Here is a 24,472-nt window from a genome sequence, read left to right on the forward strand (position 1 = left end):
GTAAAATGAATGCCTTAAAGCACATTGATAGCCATATGCCACGATTAGTCTCTGAATTACAAACACTAATTCAGCAACCAAGTGTTTCTGCAAAAAATGAGGGAATTGAAGAATGCGCACAATTAGTCAAAAAAATACTAGAAAAATCTGGAATCAAATCTGAAATCTTGAGACTGAAAAATGTGGCACCATTGGTATATGGTGAAGTAAAATCAAAGAAAAATCCAAACAAGACTTTGATGTTTTACAATCATTATGATGTTCAACCAGTAGAGCCATTTGATTTGTGGGATGATCCTCCATTTAGTGGAAAAATAAAAGGAAACAAAATTTTTGGAAGGGGTTCCTCTGATGATAAAGGCGAATTAATCACTAGAATAAAGGCAGTTGAAGCATCTCTAAAAACTACTGGTGATGTTCCATGCAATATTAAATTTGTAATCGAAGGTGAGGAAGAAACAGGAAGTGCACACATTGATGATTATCTAAAAAAATACCAAAAGAAATTTTCATGTGATGGTGTAATCTGGGAATTTGGTTATGTTGATTCACAAAATAGACCAATTATCGGTCTTGGGATGAAAGGATTACTGTACGTTGAATTGTCTGTAAAAGAATCAATTCGTGATGCCCATTCCAGTTTGGCAGTATTGATAAAAAATCCCGCATGGCGATTAATTGAGGCTGTTCAAACATTAAGAGATTCTGATGGAAAAATTCTCATTAAAGACTGGTATAAAGAAACAACCCCTCTATCTAAACAAGATTTGGCAATAATATCAAAAGAGCCATTTGATGAACAGTCTTTCAAAAAAGAATTTGGAGTGAAATCATTTGTAGGAAATCTAAAGGGATTGAATGCAAAAAAAGCCCTTGTTGGTGGCGCTACTTGCAATATCGCTGGATTTGTTTCAGGATATACGGGAGATGGTGCAAAAACAGTTCTTCCTGGTACTGCTTTAGTGAAAATTGATTTTAGACTGGTTCCTAAAATGGATCCAAAAAAACAAATTCTTAGACTAAAAACACACTTGAAATCAAAAGGATTTGGAGATATATCTGTCAAAATTTATCACGGTGAAGCTGCTGCCCGAACAAATCCCACTGATCCGTTTGTAACTAAAGTAAAAGAAGCAGCTGATCAATCTTTTGGAAAATCAATCATTAATGTTTCAAATGCTGGCACTGGTCCCATGCATTCTTTTGTAAATGTATTACATGCGCCATGCATTTCTATTGGCAGTACCTACATGTTTGCTCGTATCCACTCTCCAAATGAATTTACTAGAATCGATTTATTGAAAAAAACTACAAAATGCATTTATCTTATTATGGAAAAATTTGGAAAAGACTAGTGTAAGCATCTAGGTAATTTTTTGATAACATGTGCCAGTGATATTCTTCCCGGACCTGCTGTGATTATTAGTAATGCCCCTCCTAATATGACAAGATCAATTGCGTATCCTCCATTTCCTGTAAGGTTGGAAGCTTCTTTTACTACAAATATTGCTCCAAGCATAATTATTGCAATCATTGATGCAGAAAGTCTAGTAAATAATCCTATGATTAGTAATATTCCTGAAATTAATTCTGCAAGTGCAATTGGGATCTGCATCTCTGCCGGTATGCCAAGATTGCCAAGCATTCCTGCAAATCCGGGATTAAATTTTCCAGATCCTTGTACGATGAAAACTACTCCTATTGCGGTTCTAATCCCCCAATTTGTAATCTCATTTAGCTTTGTATTGTGAATACTAGATTCAGTCAACACGAAATTCTGTTTTTTACCATATAAAATATTTTATCCATATTTTGAATCAAAAAAGGAGAAAGCCCTTTATTATGCTGTGAAATCATTTGAATTATGTCTATGTACATGCCCGGAGCAACAGCTGTGGGAATTACTTTTAATGGCGGCATAGTTCTTGCAAGTGAAAAAAGGATCGCATTTGGTAACTTTCTTGTAAGTAAATCTTCAAAAAAGACATTTTCAATTACTTCAAAAGTTGGGGCTGCCTGTGCCGGCCTGGTAGCTGATATGCAGATTTTAACATTACAAATTGCAGCACTTGCTAAAATTCGAAAAATGGAACTCAAAAGAGACGTTCCTCCAAATACTGTTGCTAAAATGATGTCAAATATGATGTATGAAAGACGATATTTCCCATTACTGACTCAGGTGATTGTTGGTGGTGTGGTTGACAAACCTATCTTGTACACATTAGATCCATTAGGTTCTGTTCTCCCAGATGAATATGCTGCAGTTGGAACTGGTGCTGAAATGGCATTAGGTGTTTTAGATCCGCAATTCAAACCAAATATGACTCAAGAAGAAGCAATTGATCTGGCAAAACGAGCTGTTAGATCTGCAGCACTTCGAGATTCTGCAAGTGGTGATGGACTTGACATACTCGTTGTTACAAAAGACGGTACTAAAGAATTCACTGAAAAAATCTAATTAAAAATACAACGTTTAGTAATTTTGATTTCTAATTATTACTGTAAATTTACTTTAAAGTAAAAATATCTAGATTTCATTTGCCATATCAAAGTATTTCCATTCCAAAATTATGAGCAGTGTTCATCATTGTAGCTGTACTTCAAACTCTGTTTGTCTATTTCACTATTCTCAAATTCATCCAACTTCTGTAAGAACTCACGAAGTTTTCAATATTAAAAGATCAAAATAGATTACTCGTAAATCGTTTTTCCAATTTCCCAAAACTTGTCTGATATGTAGTGCATATTTTTTATGACTTCGCCTTTTTCCATTTCTTCTAATTCTGCACTTGATACCAATGATTTTCCTACTGCAAGAAACTTATGCTGTGATTCCTCAACGATGCATACAATTTTTTCTTTTTCAAATTCATCATGGGTTTTGATTCCAGGTCTCATTACATTTGCTCCTTTACACATGAATTTCACAGCACCCATGTCTACTGTAACATGTGGAAATTTTTCAAGCATCTGAGTTTCTGACAAAAATGGGAGATATTCATCATTAATTTTTAAAATTTTTATTCCCTGACCCATAATTATCTGTGCATCATCTGCAATCTCGTGTACTTTGAGATTTTTTATTTTTGGAAACTCCATTCCCCATTTTTCTGTGACTGTTTTTAGAAGTGTAGCAGTTTCACTCTTTGAAATTAAATTGGATTTCAAATTTTTACTATCTCTTGTCTGATGTCTAACAGATCTCTTAGGATAGAACTTGCTGTTTCCATTCCTCCGGCACCTTTTCCGATAATTGTTTGTGTACCTGAATGCTCTGATGTAAATGCAATTGCATTTAGTGTTCCATTAACACATAATGGATCATCTACTGAGACTTCTTTTGGTTCTACTATGAGTTCTTTATTGCATGAAGCAATTAGTTTGATAGCGCAATTATTTTTTCTAGCTTTTTTAATATCTTCTTCTGTAACATTACGAATTCCTTTACAACTGATATCTGGCATTGTTACTTTCATATCCATTACCCAGTTTGCAAGAATCACTAATTTTGCCGCTGCGTCTAGTCCATCCAAATCTAGGGACTCATCTGCCTCCACATACCCTTTATCCTTGGCATCTTTTAGGGCAGTCTCAAATGATAGTCCATTTGCCATGTTAGTTAGGATGTAATTTGTTGTTCCATTTAGTATTCCTGAAAATGAGCTGATCCTTTCTCCTCTAAGGCTATTTTTTGCATAATCTAAAATTGGCGTTCCTCCACCTACAGTCCCACTGAATTTGAAGATGACTTGATTGTAAATGGCTAATTCCATCAATGATGGAAATGCTAATGCTAACGGACCCTTGTTTACTGATATGACATGCATGCCACGTTTCATTGCTGTTACTATGTGCGTCATTCCAGGTTCTGCATCTTTATAATTACTAGCAGTAGTTTCTATGACCACATCTGCATCCAAGTTTTTGATCATGTCTATTCCTGACATGTTGTTTTTTGTATTTGCATAATTTTTTACAGTTCCAGTTTTTTTCTTTACTTCGATTAGTTTCTCTAATTCTAATCCTGAGATATCTACTGCACTGCCTTTGCTATCAAATACACCTACTACTCTTGGTTTTAATCCATACTCTGCATAAAGATCCTCTGATCTTGAATCAAATAATTTTACTAAACTTTGGCCAACAACACCAAATCCACAAAGTATTATTCTCAAACCCTTTCATTCCTTCTTGATTTATTATTGTAATTCATTTCTTTGATTTTCTTATCATTGATTGTGTTTTATTAATAATTTTTGCATGTTATTTAATCTGTGCTTAAGAGTGCCTGATATTGATGCACTCACTCATCTTTTTTCTCAAGATCCAGTGAAATTGAGTTAATACAGTATCTGAGGTTGGTTGGTTTAGGACCATCATCAAAAACATGACCTAAATGTGCACCACATTTTTTACAGTTTACTTCAGTTCGTATCATTCCGTAAGCACTATCTGATATGTATTCGATTTTTTCATCTGAAAGAGGTTGCCAAAAACTTGGCCATCCAGAACCTGAATCATATTTTGTATCCGATGTGAATAATGGTTCTCCACAACAAACGCATTTGTAAGTACCTTTTTCCTTATTTTTGTAATATTTTCCTGAAAAAGGTGGTTCAGTTCCTTTGTTGATGCAAACTTCAAATTGGTCTGGTGTCAGTATTTCTTTCCATTCTTGTGGTGTCTTTTCAATCTTGTCAGCCATGATTTTCTCTCTTTGTGATTATATTAGAATATTTTCTATTTTTTAAGTTTCTTTCTTTTTTCCTCTGTTCTTTTTTCTGATTCAAATCTCTCTAAATCATATCCTTTTAAATCTACAAATTTTATTATTTTACTTAAATTCGGATGGACTTTGTTTATCTCTTTGAACATTTGTTGTGCCACTTGTCTATAGTCAATATGTCCTTGTGGCACTGTTCTTAGCTCAATTAAATGACAAGCTTCTCTGAGATTAAATTTCATAAAATATGGATAATTGTATGCAAAGTTTACAACATACTGCCCCTGTTCTGGATATTTTTTTCTGATTTTATCAAATGTGTGTTTTGTCTTATTCATGCATTCCTGATATTCTCTTTCAATCCCTAAAACTTTGATCTCATTTGGTGTATTATATCCATGATCTGTTGTAAGCAATTGTCTTTCTAGTGTCAATGCTCTATGTCTGTGAAAATCTCTGAACATTCCAAAATTATTTAGTAAATCAAAAGTATAGTACACATTCTCAAATGCTCTGGACGGTCTATGACGTCTATTTTTTCTCAATTTTGCAAACGATTCAATTATTTTTATTTTTTTGGTATGTGGTAATTTTTTTACTTGTTGCATTATGTTAAGATATGATGTGCTTGGAGATTGTTCATAGATTATACTGGTAATGATTTTGTTTATGGCTGTTTTTTCTAATTCATAATCTACTAACTGTGTTTTAATTCCTGAAATTATTTTTGGTTTGATTCCTTTTGCTATGCTTTTAGATGCTTTTTTCAACTCTTGAAGGTAAGTTTGGAATGCTTTACCGTATTTGTCATCAGCTCTTTTGACAAAAGCCTTGATTGTAACATCTAGCTCTTTTTTGATTGTTGAGGCTAAATTTTGCTCTTCTTCAAGTTCTGATGCCCCAAGTACTGTGAGGAGATACTCAAAAGCACGACCATTTCCTGTAATTCCCACGTTTGTTAAAGTCGATGCAGGTAAAAGACCACGCAAAATGTCTAGTGCTTTTGCTTTTGTTGAGCCATTGTAAATCATATTTGCCGATTTGATGTCTTTTTCCTCTTTTAGTTTGGAGAATGTTTTTTCTTTTCCATCTTTTGAATCTTTGAAAGTGTATTTTTCAATTGGATATTTTTCTCGTATGTATTTTATCATTGGTTCTATATTGTTTGAATACATATCAAATGAAAAATTACATGTCTCCAAATACAAATCAGCAAATCTAGAGTTCATTAGTTGTGAATCTTTGTAGAATCTGTATTCTCCGTTAATTTTTTTATTCCATGCTACATATCTTGATGATTTTTCTAAATATGATAATCCTATTCTTCTATCTTCAATTTTTTTAACTGCAATATTGGAAAGACCTTCAATTGCAATTTGTGCTTCTCCAAGCTCTGCTACGGAATCATCTCCATATTCTAACAGAACTCGATTGTAAAATTCTTCTCCTCTGTTCTCATTTTGTAAAAATTCATCTAAGAAAATTCTACGCATATTTTTGTCTGTTCTGCTGTATCTTGACATTAATGCGCCACGATCAACTTGTCTTGGTGTAATTATTGCAAAAACATTTCCGTCAGTGTTTGAAAAATGGTCTGATAAAATCTTTTTTTCATTACTTGAAAATTCTGACAATATGATTGTCATGATTTCCAATTATTAATAGTCTATTTCTTTTTCCCAATTTGAATTAGATCGGGTGCTTTATTTTTTTCTTGTCCTTTTGATTGCCATCTTAGTAATACTTCTTTGAATGCATTGGCATCTCCCTCATTTTCTGTATACATTAGTGCAGTTACCCATCTGCCCTTTCCTGCTTTTCCTCCTACGGAATTCATCCAAAAATTACTTGGTAATGTCTCCATCAGTTTGTTAGATGGGTCTTTTGTTACTTCTAACCATCTTTGTCCTACGAAATTCAAAATCTGTTCTAATTCTTCTTTTTGGATCATGATTTTTTTCATATTATGCTAAATTTTAAAATTTCTAAAGTTTTTTCTAACTGGTTTTTTACATAAATTATGTGGATCTAGGCATGAAATTACTAATTTGTATGTGTGATGTCCTGATTAAAAATATGATTGGATCTTAAGACCAAAAACGATTAGTTGTTTGGTGAAAGTTCCAACTATTGTTTTTTTGATGATTTAGTATTTAGATCATACTGATAATTTCTACGCGAGTCTTTTATTCCGATTTGAGATATTCTTGTTATTAGATGGGTTGAGGTTTTTTCGACCATTACCTCACACCATCTAGTTTTAACCGATTAGAAGATTCATGCCCTTCTAATCTTTTTATTACTAAAGTGGTATTTTTTTTATGTTATACCTCTAGTGACTCTTTTGTATTGTCTGAAGAATAATTTTCAAGATTAGTTTATAATTATGCCTAAATCAGAGCTATCAATTTGCCAATAGAATCTGGTATAGTTACACTTGAACTATGGATTATCTTTTTTGCAATTCTTTCAGTAACTATTGCAATTGATCTTGGATTGATTCATAAAATAAAAAGAAGATTGACCAAAACATCGTCCTCTGAATTAGAACATGTGATGTCTACCAAAGAGGCACTTGGTTGGACAATCACTTGGATTTCACTTGCAGGAATTTTTGCAGGAATGATCTATTTTGCACTTGGTAATGATAAGATGATTGAATTTGTAACTGGATATGCTCTAGAAAAGTCTCTTAGTGTAGATAACATGTTTGTATTTTTACTAGTTTTTACTACTCTGGGAATTCCTCATAAATATCAGCATAGAGTTCTCTCTGTTGGTATTCTTAGTGCAATTGTGATGAGAATTGCACTAATTCTTGTTGGTGCATCTTTGTTAGATAATTTCCATTGGATGATCTATATTTTTGGTGGATTACTTTGGTTTACATCCATTAGAATGATCCTTCAAAAAGAAGAGAAGAAAATTGAACTTGAAAAAAACATTGCAGTTAGAATTTTAAAAAAATTCATGCCTGTTAACCTAAACTTGGTTGGCAACAAATTCCTTGTATCAATTAATGGTGTAATGCATGCCACTCCATTGCTAGTGGCACTTGCAATAATTGAGCTGACTGATCTGGTATTTGCAATGGACTCCATTCCTGCTGTGTTGGCAATTACTCGAGATCCGTTCATAGTAATAACATCAAACGTATTTGCTATCTTGGGTTTAAGGGCACTTTACTTTTTAATTGGTGGTATGATGGAACGATTCCATTATCTAAAACCTGGATTAATCGTGCTTTTGATATTCATTGGAACTAAGATGATAATCTCTGAATTCTATCATATTGAAACTGTGACTTCTTTGATTATTGTATTTGTCATTCTTGTTACCGTGATGGTTGCTTCATTGCTAAAAAAACCAAAAACTACGAAATCTGAATAAATTCAAGAATTACTTGTGTTATGTGCTAAATGTTAACCTGAATTGATCAAATGGGTAGTGAAATTTATTATCTTATTTATTAAATTTAAACTCAATTGGATACATATACGTTGAATAGAAAATCATACTTTGGTATTTGTTTTGGTGTATTGTTGCTAATTAGTATTGTATCCGTACAAATGGCATATGCTGAACCTATGTTTTCTTTTAAATTTGGTACTTTTGGAACCGCAAATAATCAACTAAAAAATCCACATGATGTTGATGTGAGTAGTGATGGTAGATCCATCTATGTTACAGATACTGATAATCACAGAATTATTGTATTTGATGATGATGGGGATTATGATTACAAATTTGGCACCTTTTGTAATATGACTTCAATCCAAAACTGCAATGATGATGCAGATGGTGCAGACAATGATGGCGATGGTCAATTTAACAATCCCTTTAGTGGAGTTTTAGATGGGATTGGAAATTTCTTTGTTATTGATTCTGATAATGAACGAGTTCAAAGATTTGATGATGGCGATGGTCAATTCGAATCAAAGTTTGGCTCTTCTGATAATACAAAACCCGAGTATCTAGGCTCTGCTCAAGGAATTGCTATACAAAAATCTACAAAGAAGATTTTTGTATCTAGTATTGAAACTGATTCCATATCTGTTTTTGATTCTTCAGGAACTTTTGTAACTAATTTTAAAACGTTCAATGGTACTCAAACTCTAACGAATCCATCACATATGATAATTGATGACAGTGAAGAGACTCTATATGTTTCTGATACTGGAAATGATAGAATCATAGCATTCAAACTTGTTACAGGAACAACATGTCCAACAGGTACTACTAAAGCAGTAGATGGAATTTGTTATATCAAAAAGTTTGGTTCTGCAGGTACCGCTGACGGAAAATTTGATTCTCCATCAGGTTTAGCAATTGATTCAACAAATGATTTGCTTTATGTTGCAGATACTGATAATAACCGAATCCAAATATTCAAACTAACTACTGATACAACTTGTGCTAGTGGTACAAGTAAAGTTGTTGATGGTGTATGTTTTGTAGAAAAGTTTGGTTCTGCAGGTACCGCTGACGGAAAATTTGATTCTCCCTTAGGACTTGCGTTAGATACTACACATAATTTACTATATGTTGCAGATACTGACAACAGTAGGATTCAGGCATTTACACTGGTAACTGCTTCACAAACTCCTGGTCCTCCAAAGAATTTGAAAACATCTCCAGTTTCCACAAAATCTGTACTCTTAACTTGGGATGAACCTGTTTTATCTACTGGATCTCCTGCAGTAACTGGTTACAAAATTGAATACAAAACCGCAACCACTGCATATGCTGTTTTGATTGCAGATACTAAGAGTATTTCAACATCATTTCTTCATGAAGGTCTCGACTCTAGCAATACTTACACTTATCAAATATATGCAATAAATTCTAAAGGAACAAGTACCCCTTCTTCTAGTTCATCAGTAAAACCTACAGAAACTACTGTTCCAAGTGGATTGCTTGCAACAGCAATTTCTCCAAATCAAATTAGACTTTCATGGCAAGCTCCATCAAACACATTTGGACAAAGCATCGGTGGATATACAATTCAACGTGTAGTTGGCCCTGATGTTTATGATAATCTTGGTTCAACAAATAGTAAAACAACTACATACACTGTTAATAATTTGACAACTGATAAATCATATTCATTTGTAGTTCGAGCAAATATTGGATATGGTGTTACAGAACCATCAAACACCGCCTCTGCTACTCCCAAAACAACTTCAGTTGATGTTCCTCAAACACAAACATCTTCCAATTCTGCTGTAATACAAATTTCTTCACCTCCAATAAAATTAACTGCAACAAGTACCTCCTCTACTCAGATTAATCTGTCATGGAGTCCACCTTCATCTACTGGAAATACTCCGATCACTGGTTACAAAATTGAGACGAAAAAAGATTCTGGCTCTTACTCTGTATTGGTAGCAAACACAAACAGTACCTCCACTACATACTCTCATACGAATCTTACAACAAATTCCAAATACACATACAAAGTATATGCGATAAATGAAGCTGGTACCAGTACTGCATCTAATGAAGTTACTACAATTCCAACAACTACTTTGAAAATAAATCCTTTAGGTAAGCTGACGATAGATGAAGGAAAATTACTATCTTTTGCTGTAAAGTTGACTGATCCATCTATGAGTGGCATGGTATTTAGTTTAGAAAAGAATCCTCCTACTGGAGCTTCAATTAATCAAAATAATGGAATGTTTAGTTGGACTCCAAATGATACACAGGGTGGAAAAGCATACATCTTTGATATTGTAGCAAATCTAGGCTCGTTAAGTGATAGGCAATCAATTATAATTACTGTAAATGATTCTATCAAAAAATCTGATCCTATCAAAGAGCCAGAACCACCAAAAGATGATCCTATAGATGAACCTGTTAAACTAGAGATAGCTTCATTTGTGGATCCTACAAGAGATCCACAATCATATGTTGACAGATACAACAATGAACCAAGTTACAAAAAATGGTTTGATGATAACTTCCCAGAATACTCTTCAATTCATGAAGCAGTTGGATTAGATACACCAAAAGGTTTAGCTCCTTTTGTTGATACTTCAAAAGATCCACAATCTTATGTTGACAGATACAACAATGAACCAAGTTACAAAAAATGGTTTGATGATAACTTCCCAGAATACTCTTCGATTTATGAAGCAGTTGGATTAGATAAACCAAAAACTGATGAACCAAAAACGGATACACCAAAAATTGATGAACCAAAAACTGACACACCAAAAATTGATGAACCAAAATTTGGAATATGTGGACCTGGAACAAAACTAATTGATGGCATATGTACTATTGTCGATATGCCAAAACCAAAACCTTGGTGGCAATTCTGGTAGACTAATTAAAATATTTTAATCTCAAATTTTATGCATGAATTTTTGGATTTGACAAAAATGATGCATATTGTTGTAACTTGTATTTCAGAAAGAAATTTGCTTTTGCTCTTGGGTAGTTATTGTTTACATATTCTTTAATTTCTGGCAAACTCATTTTTGCTAATTTATAAAATTCTGAATTGTATTGAGAAGGTTGTATTGTGATACTCATCAAGTTATGGTTTGTTATTTTGTTTTTCCAACGATAAATCAAAAATTGTTCTAATCTTTGTTAGTTTTATCAAACCAATAAGAGACTAACTGAAAATAATATTAGTTCTCATAAATCTGTCTTTTAATGTCTGAAATATGTTCATTAAAAATTTCAATTCCAGCATCAAATAGTTTCATTGTATTTTCCACAGTGCCTGGTTGATTTTCATCAATTCTTTTGTTTGTTAGATATTGGCCAGAATCATGAATGTATTTTTGAAGAACCATTCCCAAAATACATTCATGCATGTTTTTAATATCCCACTGCTCTTTTGTTGAATTTACCAAATTGAAATACTTTGGAATCTGACTAGTCGCTATTTGTAGCAAATTTTCAAGTTCTCTAGTATCATCAACGCTCAGTTTCATCTTACAATTAATCTGAATTGATCTTTCAAATTAATAGTTTTGATTATCTGAAAATTGACTTTTTTTATGAGGCTATTTTTTTTATTTTTGTAAAATATCTTGGCATAATTACTGTCAAAATAATATCACACTAACTTGACATGTTTTTAACAACTAGTGATTTAGGCATGAGTTAATGGCATATTGATCCCTTAGAAATGTCACAAGTGGACTAGCAACAGATTAGAAGGACTTTTCAATGATGATATAAAATTTTATACAGTATGAAGTATTTTATTTTTTGAGCATTTTTACACTAATGTCCACGTGAAGATCATAATAACAATGGAAAATCCCATTATTGCAACAGTTAACCATCCTAAAACATTCGCTAATCGTCGATTAGTATGGGTGTGAAGTATTTTTTTGTCATTTGCAACTTTGATGACTGCTATGAGTAAAGGAACTGCAATTATCCCATTAATTATGGCAGTATAGTATAATGCTTTGATAGGATCTAACCCCATAAAATTAATCCAGAGTCCAACTACTGTAGAGGAAGCTATTATCAAATAGAACGATTTAGCTTCCTTGAATTTCTTGCTTAACCCTTGTTTCCAACCAAATCCTTCCGATAATGCATACGCAGAAGAACCAGAAAGTATTGGGATTGCCAACATACCTGTACCTATAACTCCTAATGCAAAGATTATTTTTGCAATTTGTCCTGAATTTGGAAATGTTTGTACTAGCGGTTCTAGTGCTTTTGCAGCTTGATCTGCAGTAATAACATTTGAAATTCCTCCAGCATGAAGAGTTCCGGCGGCAGTCAAAATAATAAACCACATTGTAAGTATAGAAAACCCAATTCCAAGCATGACATCTATACGCATCATTTTGATTTCGCGCTTTGTGATGTGTGGTTTGCTATCTCCAATTTCTTTAATCTTGTTTTTTGCAACATCTTCTTCTGCTTCTTCTGATGTCTGCCAGAAAAACAAATAAGGTGATATTGTGGTTCCAAAAAGCGCAACAAACATCATGGAAAATGCGGGAGTAAACTCTACATGTGGAATAATACTCGCAGTAAAAACTTCTTGCCAGTTTGCTCCAATAATTAAAGCAGTAACAAAATATGCAAGTAAAGAAAGTGTCAGATATTTTAATATCCTGATATATTTTTGATATGGAATTAAAATTTCAGATAAAATTATCGTCGTAGTAAAAAACAGCGTGGTAAGAAGAATTGGAAATCCAGGAAAAATTAGATTTACAGAAGCAGACATTGCACCGATATCTGCACCGATGTTTATCGTGTTTGCAACAAGAAGCAATGTTATTATCGGAAAAACTGTTTTTTTTGAATACTTTTTTTTTGATAACTCCTGCCAACCCACTTCCAGTCAACAGACCGATTCTTCCACACATTTCTTGTACAGTTGTTACTAACGGATAGATAAACAAGGAAAACCATAGTGCACCAGTACCATACTGTGCACCTGCTTGAGTATAGGTTGCAATTCCTGATGGATCATCATCAGAAGCCCCAGTTATTATTCCAGGACCAAAAATCTTTGAGAGTTTTTTTAGTCTGTGTTTAGACATTATGTAAAAAATCCCTTAGTTGTATGATTGAAAATCATTGTAACTACAAATGAATTAGATGATAGATTAAAGAAGTTTGCATATCATTTTCAATATTGAATGTGAATTGTCCCCAGGCATAGTTAATGGCATATTGATCCCTTAGAAATGTCATAAAAATAGAATATTTTCATTATAGAAAGGGGATAAAGATGGGGACCTGCCAATTTGACCTTTTTTAAGGATTTTAAGAAGATATGAAAATGATTATAAAATGCAATTGGCAAAAAAATGGTTTTTCATAAATCAAATCAATACATAATATTTAGTAATAATACCGATAATTGTGGTTTCTTTTTGGATAAAGAAGTAGCATTAACAATCATAATAATGGTTGTCACTACCGGGGCAATTGTGGGATTATTGTGTATTTACACAAATAATGAAATTCAACGAATGAATGAGGAAATAACAAAAACAAAAACAAATGAAGTGCAGGCATTATCTTCACGTTTTGCGTTAAGGTTACAGTATGTTACTGGCCTGATGGAATTATCTAGTCAGACTTTTCCAATGACGAAACCTCCGACACACTCAAGTTTAATTTCTGATCATTTAAAGGGCATACCGCAAGATGCAGACATTGAGAAAAGAGAAATTGCAAGAAACATGTTTGATAAAAAACTTGAACTTGAGTATGTTTTTTATGCCATGCCAAATGGTGACATCTATTTTTTAGAACCGTTTTCCTCACAGGTCAAACTCTCTCAGATAAATTTTGCTTTTAGGGACTGGTATCAAGGTGCACTGGACACAGGCTCTACATATGTAAGCGAGGTTTATGTTTCTGCTAATGAAAAGCACAATGTAATAGCAATTGCAGTCCCGATACATAATGACATTGACCAAACTTTGAATGGACTATTTGTAGGTGCACTTGATCTTGGCGCGGTTCAGAGATCACTATCACAGATTAGTCATGGACAAAATGAATATTTTCTCATAGTGGATCACAATAATAACATAGTAGTAGATTCTAGAAAATCAGAATCAGACATTGAAATTAAAAAATTTACCTTAGATTTGATTGACCATCCATCAAAAAATGAAGTCAGTGTAATAACAAAAGAGATAGACGGAAAAGATCATCTCATAGCATTCAAAACTATACCTGTAGGGATTCATGAATGGTCAGTTATATCGATTCAACCGTATGAAGATGTGTTTGTATCATCGACAGTACTGAGAAACGAAACACTTGGAATGATCATGACAATAGTGGCAATCACTGGTACGTCTGGTTTTTTTATGATAAGAAAAATAAATATAAACATACATCTTTCAGACCAACTAAAACAAAACAACTCTGAACTAGCGCTAAAAACGGAACAAATCAAACAGATTGATGTTCAAAAAGACGAATTCTCTGCAATGGTTACACATGAGCTAAAAACTCCTCTAATGCCTATCTTGTGGAATTGTAATTTATTAAAAAAAGGAATGACAGGAGAACTTAATGCAGAACAGATAGAATCAATAGAATCTATTGAAAAAAATACAAAGCAACTTGAGTCACTCATTAGCGATATTATGGATGTAAGAAAACTAGAGCTAGATAAAATGAAATTTAATTTTGAATCTATATCGACAGATGAATTTTTTGGCAATCTTGATTCTACTTATAGAAAGATCTTGACTGACAAAGGGATGTCCTTTAAGACAGAATATCCACATGGAATTATCATACATACAGACAAGACAAGACTACGACAAGTCTTTGATAACATAATAGGAAATTCTATAAAGTTTATTCCTCAAAACACGGGAATAATTGAGATAGTAGTGGAGAAAAAAGAAAATGAATTGACTGCATCCATCAAGGATAATGGTTCTGGCATTCCTCCTGAAAAACAAAAAGGATTGTTTCAGAAATTTTATCAAATAGATACATCAGAGAGAAGAAAAAGCGGTGGGACCGGACTCGGGCTTGCCATCTCAAAGAAGATAATGGATAAGCTTGGAGGCTCAATCCAGATTGAAAGCGATGGCAAGACAGGCACAACAGTTCACATTAGTTTGCCTATTGAAAATCAAAATTCTTAAAAGCATGTAATCATATTTTATGACTATATGCACTTTTTGTTGGTCGACGATAATGCAGAGATTACAAAAATAATGTCAAAATATTTTACAAAAAAAGGTCATATGTGTACAGTTACAAATGACGGTCGTAATGCACTTGAAATATTACAAGGTCAGAAATTTGATGCAACACTACTCGATCTTGCGATGCCAGAATTTTCAGGCAGAGATGTAGTCATGCATTTAAAAAATAATGGAAAAATAAATGATCATAACATAGTCTGTCTTACAGCATCTTCTCCATCTGGTGAGTATGAAGATGAATTAAGAATCATGGGAGTAAAAGCAATACTGAAAAAACCAATTGACCCTGATGTATTACTTGACTTTATGAATCAGTTTCAAATCAAGCATTAGCAATCAATATGGATGATCATATTATTAATGAACTACAACAAATAATTTTATTTCAGAAAAAACTAGAACAGCTAATCAATAGTGATGATCAAGATAAATCAATACAAATACCAGATATAATAGATAATCTTGAATCTACAAATAACCTTACTGAAAAACTTGTAAGTGGCATACTCTCAGATAAAACAAAATTCGATAAAGTATTTTTAAGTACACTTAATCATGAACTGCGTACCCCACTTGTGCCGATAAAGACATATTCGGAAATGCTAATACAAAATAAATTTGGAAATTTAAATGAGCAACAAAAAGAAAGACTTGACATCATTGTAACAAACACTAATCTATTGCAACAAAAAATAACAGAACTCCTTCAGCAAAGTGCAGATAAGATTTCATCAGATAAAGAGTCCCGTCACCGTCTAAAAGAAGTGGAACAAGAAAAAGTGTTATTGGAAAAGTTAGACGACCTTTTAAATGATGAAATAAAACAAGACAAACAGACAATACATCGACTACAAGATACCGTGACAAAATTGAGTCAAACCCAAAAAGAGGGCAGACAAGAAGAACTGTTTTTAGATAAGATGATAAAAGACGAAGAAAGAAAAAATGTCCTTCTTGCCAAAAATAACCTCATAGTAATTGCAATATCTGCAATAATTGTTAGTGCAGGATTTGTAGCCTATTCTACATACGTGGTAAGTGTTGTAGGCTCACAATACAAAGTAGTCAATATTGGAAACATGCAATCTGGATATGTCATACAAAACCTTAGGGGCGACACTATAGACACATGGCTTTCATGGAGACTAGTTGACGGCTCTACTCTTAATGTCAACTTAATTGACGGTCAAAAATATCCTGATAATGCTGAAATTGTTAGGACTGTACTTTTATCAGAAGAGTCAATTGAGATAGATGATTCGTTATTGCACAAGGGCCCAAAGGGAGTCGCGTCTACATACTATATTGGATGGGCAGGAGCACTTGCAGATGCGGCAAAGAATCCAACTGAAATGTACATTCCTCACAAATTCAACTTGATAGAGTCTCAAAAAGGTGAAGGGGAAATTACAATCAGGCTTACAACAATGAAAAGTGGAGACGGTTATTCTGGATATACAAAATCAATTGCAGACGATGTACAAAATCAGATACTAAAATCAGAGATTACAATATTTGAAGTAGACAAATTATCAAAAGCCCAGTTTGAAACCATACTGAGACACGAGCTTGGACATGCGCTAGGACTGGCACACTCTACAGCTCCTGAAGATCTTATGCATCCTACAATTGAGACAGACTATCCATACATCTCTCAATGTAACATTGATGCCATGATATCACTCTATGACGGTGGAAAGAAGAGTGAAGTTGTATGTGAAAAGTGATTCATATTTTATTGATGAGTAAGAATCAGAAATATTTAATTCCAAAAACGATTCAATCTGTCTAAGAATTGAATCTAGGATAATTTCTAAATTTCGAGTTCTATGATAATTGAATTTTCTGTATATTCTGTTTTTATCTTGGAACCCAAATCGAAAAATACTATCTCATAATACGTTTTAAAAAATAAAGACCATTGCTCACCCATTTCATGAAACATCACTAATTTTGTATTGTTTTTTTCATTATACTCTTTAATTGAAAATCCAGATGATTTTGCACGTTCTTTTAAAATAGAAATCCACTCATTAACCCCATATTTTCCTCGCATCGATAGTGCAATTTCTTTTGCACCACTTTCTGCTGCATCTTTTGCTATTTTGATTATGGTTTGATTATCGACATGTTTTATCAATTCCATAGATGCAGATTTTAGCATGACAATCCAACCTATCTCAGAAGCATTTACATCCCAATTTACATGAGAATCAAAAATTTGGTTGACGTATGTATTGAGGCTTAATTTCTGATCTTTGGAAATTTTTTTTAAATTATCTAGAGTATTTGTGTTTATTCGAAAACTGGCATGTTCTGTGGGACTTCTTTTTTTCTGAATCATGCTGGTGTGTCTTAATGAATGCCATTTTAATTTAATTAAAAAACAATGCTGATCATGTGTGGCCTGTTTCCTTTTGATGCCACTGTAGGCACTATTCACAGTTTTGTGCTACAGTGTCCCACACTGTATACTGAGAAATTATATCGACATATGATTAGTGATTTGTATGTACAAAATAATCTGCAAAGATCTTGGCTTTGACTGTAATTTTACTATGAAAAACAACGATAGGGAAACACTAGCAACTAATTTTGGAGATCATTTACAAGTTGACCACAAGCAATTTTATCCAAAAAAAGATGTTTTCGATTTTATTGACAATCAGAATAGTAAACAAAATAATTTAGAATCAATAAAAAATAAAAAACTATCATGCGTTGATAGTTGTGAGTCATTTAGATTGGAAAAATGGCAAATAGGTCATAGAAATTTTCCATAATTAAATTAAGGAGAAATTAAAAATTGTTTTGTAATAATTATCTAGACACAAATGTATTTGACATGCTTTAATTGAATATGACTTCTAATTTGTATTTTTCAAATGATATGCTACGCTGTGGTAGATGTGGTAAAGAATCCCTAATTCATGATAAAATCTTGGGAGAAATATTTTGTAAATCATGCGGATTTGTTATCGATGAGAAAATTAATGATTTGAATCATGATTCAATTAATTTTGATGATGGGAAAAACAATAGAAGAACTGGAACAAAAATGTCCATGTCTGTACATGATTTTGGACTATCAACTATGATTGGTGACATTAACAAAGACGCAAAAGGCAATCCAATATCGGCATCAACAAATGCTACACTAAAAAGAATACGAATACTGGATCAGAGAAGTCAATTACACAAACACATTGACATTAACTATCGATTAGCATTTGATGTACTGCAAAGAATTCAGGATAAAATCGGTGTCTCTGATCACGTAAAAGAACTTGCTGCATACATATATCGAAAAGCAGTAGAGCAAAAAATCACACAGGGACGCTCAATTAATGCAGTAGTTGCTGCTTCAATGTATGCTGCATGCAGAAATACATACACACTTCGAACACTACGAGACATATCTGAAGTCACAGACATAAAACCAAAAAAAATTGCTCAGAGCTATAGGGCAATTGTAAAACAGCTTGATTTGAAAATTCCAGTAGTAAATCAAGTCAGTTGTCTTTCAAAGATCTCAAATAATCTTGGCGTATCTGAAAAAACAAAATATCTTGCTATGGAAATCCTGAAAAAAGCAGCGGATTTGCAAATTCTGGCCGGAAGAGATCCTGTGGGAATATCTGCGGCTATCTTGTATTATGCGTGTTTGATAAAAAAAGAACCATTCACACAAACTCAAGTTGCTGAGGCATCACGAGTTACTGCGGTTACTGTTAGGAATAGATTTCATGAGATTAAAAAGATAATCCATCTTGATTTGAATTAATGATAAATGAATAACTATGAAATACAAAATTCTTGTAAAAATTGCTTAAGGCAGAACATGCAAAATCTGAATTGACAGAAGAGAAATGAGATGGCAGAAAATTTGTTTATAGTATATGCTATTTTTGCATTTTTTTCTTTAGGTGCAACACTTGGATTATTTACTAGAGGGCAAAAACACCATACATATTTCACTTATATTCCATCTGCCTTTGCATCCCTTTTAACAATTATTTTATCAGTTGTTGTTTTTTCTTCTGAAAACACTCATCTGACATTTTTTAATATACAACATCTATTTGATTTTGAAATTTTTATCGATGGTGTTTCAGCATTTTTCCTTTTAATAATTGGACTGATCTCATTCGCAGTTTCAATTTACTCGCTTTCTTATTCTAAAAAATTTGATGACAAGAAAAATAATTCTGCACTTGGAATGTTGTTTAATATTTTTATTCTTTCTATGATTCTAGTAGTAATTAGTAACAACGTATTCTTTTTCCTAATTTTTTGGGAATTGATGTCACTCACATCATTCTTTTTAGTCATTTATGAACATGAAAATAAAAACAATCTCAAATCTGGTCTAATCTATCTTGTAATGACTCATTTAGGGACTGGATTTATTTTTGCATCTTTTATCCTCATGTATACTCAAACTGGAAGTTTCAGCTTTGATTCTTTTAGAGATGTTACAATAATTCCACAATACGTAAAAGATATTGCATTTGTTTTGGCATTTGTAGGATTTGGAACAAAAGCAGGAATGGTACCTTTACACACCTGGCTGCCAAAAGCACACCCATCAGCACCAAGTAACGTGTCTGCCTTAATGTCTGCAGTAATGTTAAAAATTGCAATTTATGGTATTGTTAGGCATCTTTTTGATTTTAATGCAGTTGATGGTTCTCCTGATTATGTATGGCTAGGTATAGGAATAATCATCGTTGGATCAATTTCCGCACTGGTGGGTATTCTTTACGCACTGATTGAAAATGACATTAAACGAGCACTGGCTTTTTCTAGCATTGAAAATGTTGGAATAATCTTTATCGGATTGGGATTCTCAGTGGTCTTTGCCGCATTTCATTTGCAAGCTTTATCTGTTTTATCTTTTATTGCAAGCATGTTTCATACTTTGAATCATTCAATTTTCAAAGGACTATTGTTTATGACAGCGGGTTCTGTTTATTATAGCACACACACAAAGAACATCGAAGAGTTAGGAGGCTTGATTAAAAAAATGCCTTGGACTGCTATGATGTTTCTTATTGGTTCTATTGCCATAGTCGGATTGCCACCACTTAATGGTTTCATAAGCGAATGGTTGACATTACAATCACTTCTTGCAGTATTTCAAATCCCTTCAAATATTTTACAGGTGTCTCTTGCATTTACCATATTGGTATTTGCCCTTACCATTGGTCTGGCAGGTGCAACATTTGTAAGATTGTTTGGAATAACTTTTTTGTCGAAAGGTAGAAGTACAAAAGCAGTAAATGCAGTAGAAGTTCCAAAATTCATGTTAATAGGAAAAGCAATTCTTGCATCATCATGTGTTTTATTGGGAATTTTACCTTTTATCGGAATGAATTTGATTGTATCTGCTTTTAATTTACCGTATATGTCATCAAGTCCATTTGAAACAATTTCAATAACAAATACATCTAATAGTAATTTTGCAAGTCTTATGATGCCTGGGATGCTAGTTATTCTTGCATCTGTGTTTGTTGGAGTTTTTGTATTTGTTAGAATTATTGGTGGTAAAACGAAGACAATAAAATATGGTACATGGGATTGTGGATTTGGAAATTTATCTGAAAAAACTCAATATACTGCAACATCATTGGCAGAACCAATACGTAGAATTTTCGGTGTTTTTTATAAACCTCATAATGAGGTTGATGTTGATTTTTATACAAAAGAAAATTTTTATCTTAAAAAATCCATCAATGTGATTTCTACAACCAAAAATATTTTTGATGAAAAGCTGTATGGAAAAACAATCTCTGGCAGTCTATTTGTATTAAATAAAATACGAAAAATACAGTCAGGAAAAGTTAATGCGTATATTTTGTACATCATGATTACTCTAATTACTCTCCTCTTATTCGTAGGATTTGGTACTCATGAGTGATTTTTCAATTTTTGAGTATGGTTTAGGCATATTTCAGGCTCTTTTGATCATAGTTTTGTCTCCATTAATTGTTGGAATAATGAGAAAAATCAAGGCTAAATCACAAAAACGAATAGGCTCTGGAATTTTTCAGCTATATTATGACATTATAAAATTGCTAAAAAAAGATGAGGTAGTATCTGATCAAAGCTCTTGGCTGTTTCGTTATACTCCTTGGATAAATTTTGTAAGCATTGCATCTGCAGCCTTTTTTATTCCTGTGTTTCTTGTCTATTCTCCTTTTGGTGTTGTGGGCGATATTCTGTTTGTCGTTGGTTTGTTTGCACTTGGGAGATTCTTTACGATGCTTGCAGGACTAGATGTAGCAAGCTCATTTGGGGGTTTGGGAAGTAGTAGAGAAATGATGGTATCTGCACTTTTAGAACCTGTATTATTTATGACCATTTTTGTAATTGCGTTATTTTATGGAGGAACAAACATCAGCACAATCGTTACATCTGCAAATGACACATCGATCTTAATTGTGCCTGGAGTTCTATTTGCAATGATTGCATTTTTTATTATCATGATGGCAGAAACTGGGAAAATCCCATTTGATAATCCCTCTACCCATCTAGAGTTGACAATGATTCATGAATCTATGGTGCTTGAATATTCTGGAAAAAATTTAGCACTAATGGAATGGTCTCATGCAATAAAACAAATGATTTTGTTTGCATTATTTGTAGATATATTTTTCACATGGAATTTTGTAGAACAAATTTCATTAGTTGGAATTAGTATTGGAATACTTTTTTTTATTGCCAAAGTATCAGCATTGGCAAGTTTCACTGCATTTATTGAAACACGAGTTGCAAAGTGGAGACTATTCAGAGTCTCAGATCTAATTGCAATGGCGATATCTAGTTCTATGATAGGAGTGATTTTCTTTTTCTTGTAGAAATGTCTGATTTTATCTTGCCAACACAAATTGATCTGTTATATATATCTGCAGTAATTTTACTGATTGCTACTTTTGGAATTGTTGTAAGAAGAGGATTCTCCGATTGGTTGCATGCGTATAGGTATCAGACAATAATTCTTGCAGGTGTTGTTGCCCTGATTGCATTTGTAACTAATATTTGGGAGCTCTATATCGTATCTGCCCTTACCTTGGGAATCAAGGCAATAATTATTCCAAAAGTTTTATTTTATGTAACAAAAAAACTAGATTCTCCAATTAAACTAGAAACAAATCCCTATGTTAGCCTCAGAATCTCTGTAATATTTTCTGCATTATTAGTTACAATGTCTTATTTTATGACCTTACAATTACCTATATCATCAGATAAAACAATCGATGTATTTCTGCCAGTATCTTTTTCATTATTTTTTATTGGTTTATTTATTATAATTAGTAGAAGAAAAGCACTCAACCAAATAGTAGGTTTGTTAACTATTGAAAACGGTTTATTCTTGTTTGCCGTAGTAATTACACATGGATTCTCATTAGTTATTGAGATAGGACTCATGGCAGATATTTTAGTAGGTGTGATAATATCTAGCATTTTATTATTCAGAATGAGTCGTACCTTTGATAGTATAGATATTAAAAATCTAGAAAGTTTGAGGGATGACTAATGCTTGATACTATGTTCTCATCTATTGAATCTGTTTTGGTGGTTTCACTTCTTTTAACTCCAGTGATCAGCGGACTGCTAGTTACATTATTAAAAAGAAAACGAATCATTGAGGTCACTACAGTAGTTTCTTCATTTCTAATATTGATTCAAGGATTGTTTTTACTATCTAGTATTTTAGAAAAAAAATCCATCTCACTTTTTGACGGCATATTTTATCTTGACTCACTAAGTGCGATTATGATAATTACAATTTCTTTGGTGGGATTTCTCTCATCTCTTTACTCTGTAAATTACATGGGCATACAATATGATAAATTAATTGTAGACAGACAAAAACTTGTCAGATATTATCAGGGATTTAACATGTTCTTATTTACAATGTTGCTCGTACCAATTTCTAATAATCTTGGTATAATGTGGATCGCAATCGAAGCTACCACGCTTGTTTCTGTTTTGTTGATTATGCTTTATACAAAACAAGGTTCTATTGAAGCATCATGGAAATATTTGCTAATATCTACTGTAGGTTTATCACTTGCCCTTTTTGGAATAATTTTATTTTACTATGCAAATTCAGTTTATGATAATTCCTTTAACTCTATTCATGGGATGGACTGGACAAACATGGTTGAAAATGCACTCCAGTTTGATCCTAACCTTGTTAAATTTGCCTTTATTTTCATACTAGTAGGATTTGGAACAAAAGCAGGCCTTGCACCAATGCATACGTGGCTACCTGACGCTCATAGTGAGGCTCCATCCCCAATTAGTGCTCTTTTATCAGGTGTTTTGCTAAATTGTGCATTTTATGGTCTTTTACGATTTCATATAATTTCTAGTCATTCCATCGGTTCTGGCTTCTCAAATACCCTGTTGATTATTCTTGGAATAATATCGCTTGGCATTGCTGCAGCATCGATATATTTTCAGAAAGATGTCAAACGCATGTTGGCCTTTTCAAGTGTTGAACATATGGGAATAATTTCTGTATCTATGGGCTTTGGAGTTTTTCTAGGAATTTATGGTGCATTACTTCATGTGATTAATCATGCTGTTGTAAAATCTCTTTTGTTTTTTTCAAGCGGATCAATCTCCCAAAAATATCAAACAAAATCTATTACAGATACAAGTGGAATAATTAAGACAATGCCAATAACGGGCTTTATGTTTTTGATAGGTGGTTTAGCAATAATTGGAATGCCACCATTCAATATTTTTATGAGCGAATTTTTAATGTTAAGTTCTGGATTTAGTTCTGAAAACTTTCTTGCTAGTGCACTTGTGATTTTGTTTCTGGTGATAATCTTTGCAAGTTTTGGAAAACATTTACTACACATGGTATTTGGAAATCCAAAATCCGAAATGGAAAAAGGTGATTTTGGAAAACTTTCAATTTTACCTATGGTTATTTTGGGTTCAGTAATTTTTATAATGGGAATTTATGTTCCAGAACCTTTACAAACATTGATTGAAGATGCATCAAAAATTATACTAGTAGGTGGAGCCAACTCTTGATCAATTCACACAT

At 32.9% G+C, this 24,472-nt stretch carries 23 protein-coding genes and 1 pseudogene; 13 read left to right on the forward strand and 11 right to left on the reverse strand.

Going from position 1 to position 24,472, the window contains the following annotated elements; all coding sequences use genetic code 11:
- Positions 1–5: 5 nt before the first annotated feature.
- Positions 6–1,355, forward strand: a complete 1,350-nt coding sequence (locus MY1_RS03260; RefSeq protein WP_048109596.1) for a M20/M25/M40 family metallo-hydrolase — start codon at positions 6–8, stop codon at positions 1,353–1,355.
- On the opposite strand, the gene MY1_RS03265 is transcribed toward MY1_RS03260, so the two are convergent.
- The gene (locus MY1_RS03265) at positions 1,352–1,768 is read right to left on the reverse strand and encodes a DoxX family protein (protein ID WP_048109599.1); all 417 of its coding nucleotides are present in this window, start codon (positions 1,766–1,768) and stop codon (positions 1,352–1,354) included. The two genes, MY1_RS03260 and MY1_RS03265, sit on opposite strands and share 4 nt — an antisense overlap.
- A 108-nt stretch (positions 1,769–1,876) precedes the next feature.
- Between MY1_RS03265 and MY1_RS03270 the strand changes: the two genes are divergently transcribed.
- Positions 1,877–2,458 carry an Ntn hydrolase family protein gene (locus MY1_RS03270; RefSeq protein ID WP_048110343.1) on the forward strand — a complete coding sequence of 194 codons (582 nt, stop codon included), beginning with the start codon at positions 1,877–1,879 and terminating at the stop codon, positions 2,456–2,458.
- A 233-nt stretch (positions 2,459–2,691) separates the two neighbouring features.
- On the opposite strand, the gene MY1_RS03275 is transcribed toward MY1_RS03270, so the two are convergent.
- The 5 genes from MY1_RS03275 to MY1_RS03295 form a co-directional block, all read right to left on the reverse strand.
- A complete protein-coding gene (locus MY1_RS03275; protein WP_007550222.1) occupies positions 2,692–3,168 on the reverse strand; it encodes a PUA domain-containing protein in 477 nt (158 codons plus the stop codon).
- Positions 3,165–4,175, reverse strand: coding sequence for a homoserine dehydrogenase (locus tag MY1_RS03280; RefSeq protein ID WP_007550224.1), 1,011 nt, complete (start codon positions 4,173–4,175; stop codon positions 3,165–3,167). The genes MY1_RS03275 and MY1_RS03280 overlap by 4 nt, the downstream gene beginning before the upstream one ends.
- 128 nt (positions 4,176–4,303) lie before the next feature.
- Complete coding sequence (gene msrB / locus MY1_RS03285) at positions 4,304–4,705, reverse strand: peptide-methionine (R)-S-oxide reductase MsrB (RefSeq protein ID WP_007550225.1); 402 nt, start codon at positions 4,703–4,705, stop codon at positions 4,304–4,306.
- A gap of 35 nt (positions 4,706–4,740) precedes the next feature.
- Positions 4,741–6,369 (reverse strand): FAD-dependent thymidylate synthase, encoded by a 1,629-nt coding sequence (locus tag MY1_RS03290; protein WP_007550226.1) that lies wholly within the window; start codon positions 6,367–6,369, stop codon positions 4,741–4,743.
- Between the two features lie 20 nt (positions 6,370–6,389).
- Complete coding sequence (locus MY1_RS03295; protein WP_048110350.1) at positions 6,390–6,674, reverse strand: hypothetical protein; 285 nt, start codon at positions 6,672–6,674, stop codon at positions 6,390–6,392.
- Positions 6,675–7,132: 458 nt separating this feature from the next.
- Here MY1_RS03295 and MY1_RS03300 point away from each other — a divergent pair, with 458 nt between their 5' ends.
- Positions 7,133–8,113: a TerC/Alx family metal homeostasis membrane protein gene (locus MY1_RS03300; RefSeq protein ID WP_007550228.1), complete on the forward strand. Its 981-nt coding sequence runs from the start codon at positions 7,133–7,135 to the stop codon at positions 8,111–8,113.
- 95 nt (positions 8,114–8,208) lie between these two features.
- The gene (locus tag MY1_RS03305) at positions 8,209–11,052 is read left to right on the forward strand and encodes a fibronectin type III domain-containing protein (RefSeq protein ID WP_237698783.1); all 2,844 of its coding nucleotides are present in this window, start codon (positions 8,209–8,211) and stop codon (positions 11,050–11,052) included.
- 28 nt (positions 11,053–11,080) lie between these two features.
- Here MY1_RS03305 and MY1_RS09670 read toward each other — a convergent pair whose 3' ends face one another.
- The 4 genes and pseudogenes from MY1_RS09670 to MY1_RS10005 all read right to left on the reverse strand — a co-directional run.
- Complete coding sequence (locus MY1_RS09670; RefSeq protein WP_007550230.1) at positions 11,081–11,263, reverse strand: hypothetical protein; 183 nt, start codon at positions 11,261–11,263, stop codon at positions 11,081–11,083.
- Between the two features lie 101 nt (positions 11,264–11,364).
- Positions 11,365–11,673: a hypothetical protein gene (locus MY1_RS03315; RefSeq protein ID WP_048109601.1), complete on the reverse strand. Its 309-nt coding sequence runs from the start codon at positions 11,671–11,673 to the stop codon at positions 11,365–11,367.
- A 290-nt stretch (positions 11,674–11,963) separates the two neighbouring features.
- Positions 11,964–13,049: an NRAMP family divalent metal transporter gene (locus MY1_RS03320; RefSeq protein ID WP_007550232.1), complete on the reverse strand. Its 1,086-nt coding sequence runs from the start codon at positions 13,047–13,049 to the stop codon at positions 11,964–11,966.
- Positions 13,050–13,068: 19 nt separating this feature from the next.
- A pseudogene (locus MY1_RS10005) lies at positions 13,069–13,257 on the reverse strand (hypothetical protein); the annotation flags it as partial.
- A 336-nt stretch (positions 13,258–13,593) separates the two neighbouring features.
- Between MY1_RS10005 and MY1_RS09510 the strand changes: the two are divergent.
- The 3 genes from MY1_RS09510 to MY1_RS09515 are packed head-to-tail and all read left to right on the forward strand — an operon-like array spanning position 13,594 to position 17,129.
- On the forward strand, positions 13,594–15,339 hold the full coding sequence (locus MY1_RS09510) for a sensor histidine kinase (RefSeq protein WP_192805775.1): 1,746 nt from the start codon (positions 13,594–13,596) through the stop codon (positions 15,337–15,339).
- A 39-nt stretch (positions 15,340–15,378) separates the two neighbouring features.
- A complete protein-coding gene (locus MY1_RS03330) occupies positions 15,379–15,735 on the forward strand; it encodes a response regulator (protein WP_157832750.1) in 357 nt (118 codons plus the stop codon).
- Positions 15,736–15,743: 8 nt separating this feature from the next.
- Positions 15,744–17,129 (forward strand): histidine kinase dimerization/phospho-acceptor domain-containing protein, encoded by a 1,386-nt coding sequence (locus MY1_RS09515; RefSeq protein ID WP_007550237.1) that lies wholly within the window; start codon positions 15,744–15,746, stop codon positions 17,127–17,129.
- A gap of 86 nt (positions 17,130–17,215) precedes the next feature.
- Here MY1_RS09515 and MY1_RS03340 read toward each other — a convergent pair whose 3' ends face one another.
- On the reverse strand, positions 17,216–17,746 hold the full coding sequence (locus tag MY1_RS03340; protein WP_048109603.1) for a hypothetical protein: 531 nt from the start codon (positions 17,744–17,746) through the stop codon (positions 17,216–17,218).
- Between the two features lie 166 nt (positions 17,747–17,912).
- Between MY1_RS03340 and MY1_RS03345 the strand changes: the two genes are divergently transcribed.
- From MY1_RS03345 to MY1_RS03370, 6 genes are all read left to right on the forward strand, one after another.
- Entirely contained in the window at positions 17,913–18,185 is a 273-nt protein-coding gene (locus MY1_RS03345) for a DUF1059 domain-containing protein (protein WP_007550239.1), read from the forward strand.
- Between the two features lie 77 nt (positions 18,186–18,262).
- The gene (locus MY1_RS03350) at positions 18,263–19,186 is read left to right on the forward strand and encodes a transcription initiation factor IIB (protein WP_117439715.1); all 924 of its coding nucleotides are present in this window, start codon (positions 18,263–18,265) and stop codon (positions 19,184–19,186) included.
- Between the two features lie 90 nt (positions 19,187–19,276).
- On the forward strand, positions 19,277–21,322 hold the full coding sequence (locus tag MY1_RS03355; RefSeq protein ID WP_007550241.1) for a proton-conducting transporter transmembrane domain-containing protein: 2,046 nt from the start codon (positions 19,277–19,279) through the stop codon (positions 21,320–21,322).
- Positions 21,315–22,262 carry a respiratory chain complex I subunit 1 family protein gene (locus MY1_RS03360; protein ID WP_007550242.1) on the forward strand — a complete coding sequence of 316 codons (948 nt, stop codon included), beginning with the start codon at positions 21,315–21,317 and terminating at the stop codon, positions 22,260–22,262. The genes MY1_RS03355 and MY1_RS03360 overlap by 8 nt, the downstream gene beginning before the upstream one ends.
- Positions 22,263–22,279: 17 nt before the next feature.
- The gene (locus MY1_RS03365) at positions 22,280–22,942 is read left to right on the forward strand and encodes an NADH-quinone oxidoreductase subunit K (protein WP_007550243.1); all 663 of its coding nucleotides are present in this window, start codon (positions 22,280–22,282) and stop codon (positions 22,940–22,942) included.
- On the forward strand, positions 22,942–24,459 hold the full coding sequence (locus MY1_RS03370) for a hydrogenase 4 subunit F (RefSeq protein ID WP_052296739.1): 1,518 nt from the start codon (positions 22,942–22,944) through the stop codon (positions 24,457–24,459). The genes MY1_RS03365 and MY1_RS03370 overlap by 1 nt, the downstream gene beginning before the upstream one ends.
- Positions 24,460–24,472 lie beyond the last annotated feature (13 nt).

The organism is Nitrosarchaeum koreense MY1 (genome assembly GCF_000220175.1).
GTDB classification, from domain to species: Archaea; Thermoproteota; Nitrososphaeria; order Nitrososphaerales; family Nitrosopumilaceae; genus Nitrosarchaeum; species Nitrosarchaeum koreense.

What these genes read in the sequence shown, in the direction of transcription:
- MY1_RS03370 (WP_052296739.1), top strand. Translation starts at nt 22,942, where the DNA reads ATGCTTGATACTATGTTCTCATCTATTGAATCTGTTTTGGTGGTTTCA.
- MY1_RS03355 (WP_007550241.1), top strand. Translation starts at nt 19,277, where the DNA reads ATGGCAGAAAATTTGTTTATAGTATATGCTATTTTTGCATTTTTTTCT.
- msrB (WP_007550225.1), bottom strand. Translation starts at nt 4,705, where the DNA reads ATGGCTGACAAGATTGAAAAGACACCACAAGAATGGAAAGAAATACTG.
- MY1_RS03290 (WP_007550226.1), bottom strand. Translation starts at nt 6,369, where the DNA reads ATGACAATCATATTGTCAGAATTTTCAAGTAATGAAAAAAAGATTTTA.
- MY1_RS09670 (WP_007550230.1), bottom strand. Translation starts at nt 11,263, where the DNA reads ATGAGTATCACAATACAACCTTCTCAATACAATTCAGAATTTTATAAA.
- MY1_RS03295 (WP_048110350.1), bottom strand. Translation starts at nt 6,674, where the DNA reads ATGATCCAAAAAGAAGAATTAGAACAGATTTTGAATTTCGTAGGACAA.
- MY1_RS03315 (WP_048109601.1), bottom strand. Translation starts at nt 11,673, where the DNA reads ATGAAACTGAGCGTTGATGATACTAGAGAACTTGAAAATTTGCTACAA.
- MY1_RS03270 (WP_048110343.1), top strand. Translation starts at nt 1,877, where the DNA reads ATGCCCGGAGCAACAGCTGTGGGAATTACTTTTAATGGCGGCATAGTT.
- MY1_RS03350 (WP_117439715.1), top strand. Translation starts at nt 18,263, where the DNA reads ATGACTTCTAATTTGTATTTTTCAAATGATATGCTACGCTGTGGTAGA.
- MY1_RS03260 (WP_048109596.1), top strand. Translation starts at nt 6, where the DNA reads ATGAATGCCTTAAAGCACATTGATAGCCATATGCCACGATTAGTCTCT.
- MY1_RS09515 (WP_007550237.1), top strand. Translation starts at nt 15,744, where the DNA reads ATGGATGATCATATTATTAATGAACTACAACAAATAATTTTATTTCAG.
- MY1_RS03340 (WP_048109603.1), bottom strand. Translation starts at nt 17,746, where the DNA reads ATGATTCAGAAAAAAAGAAGTCCCACAGAACATGCCAGTTTTCGAATA.
- MY1_RS03345 (WP_007550239.1), top strand. Translation starts at nt 17,913, where the DNA reads ATGTACAAAATAATCTGCAAAGATCTTGGCTTTGACTGTAATTTTACT.
- MY1_RS03360 (WP_007550242.1), top strand. Translation starts at nt 21,315, where the DNA reads ATGAGTGATTTTTCAATTTTTGAGTATGGTTTAGGCATATTTCAGGCT.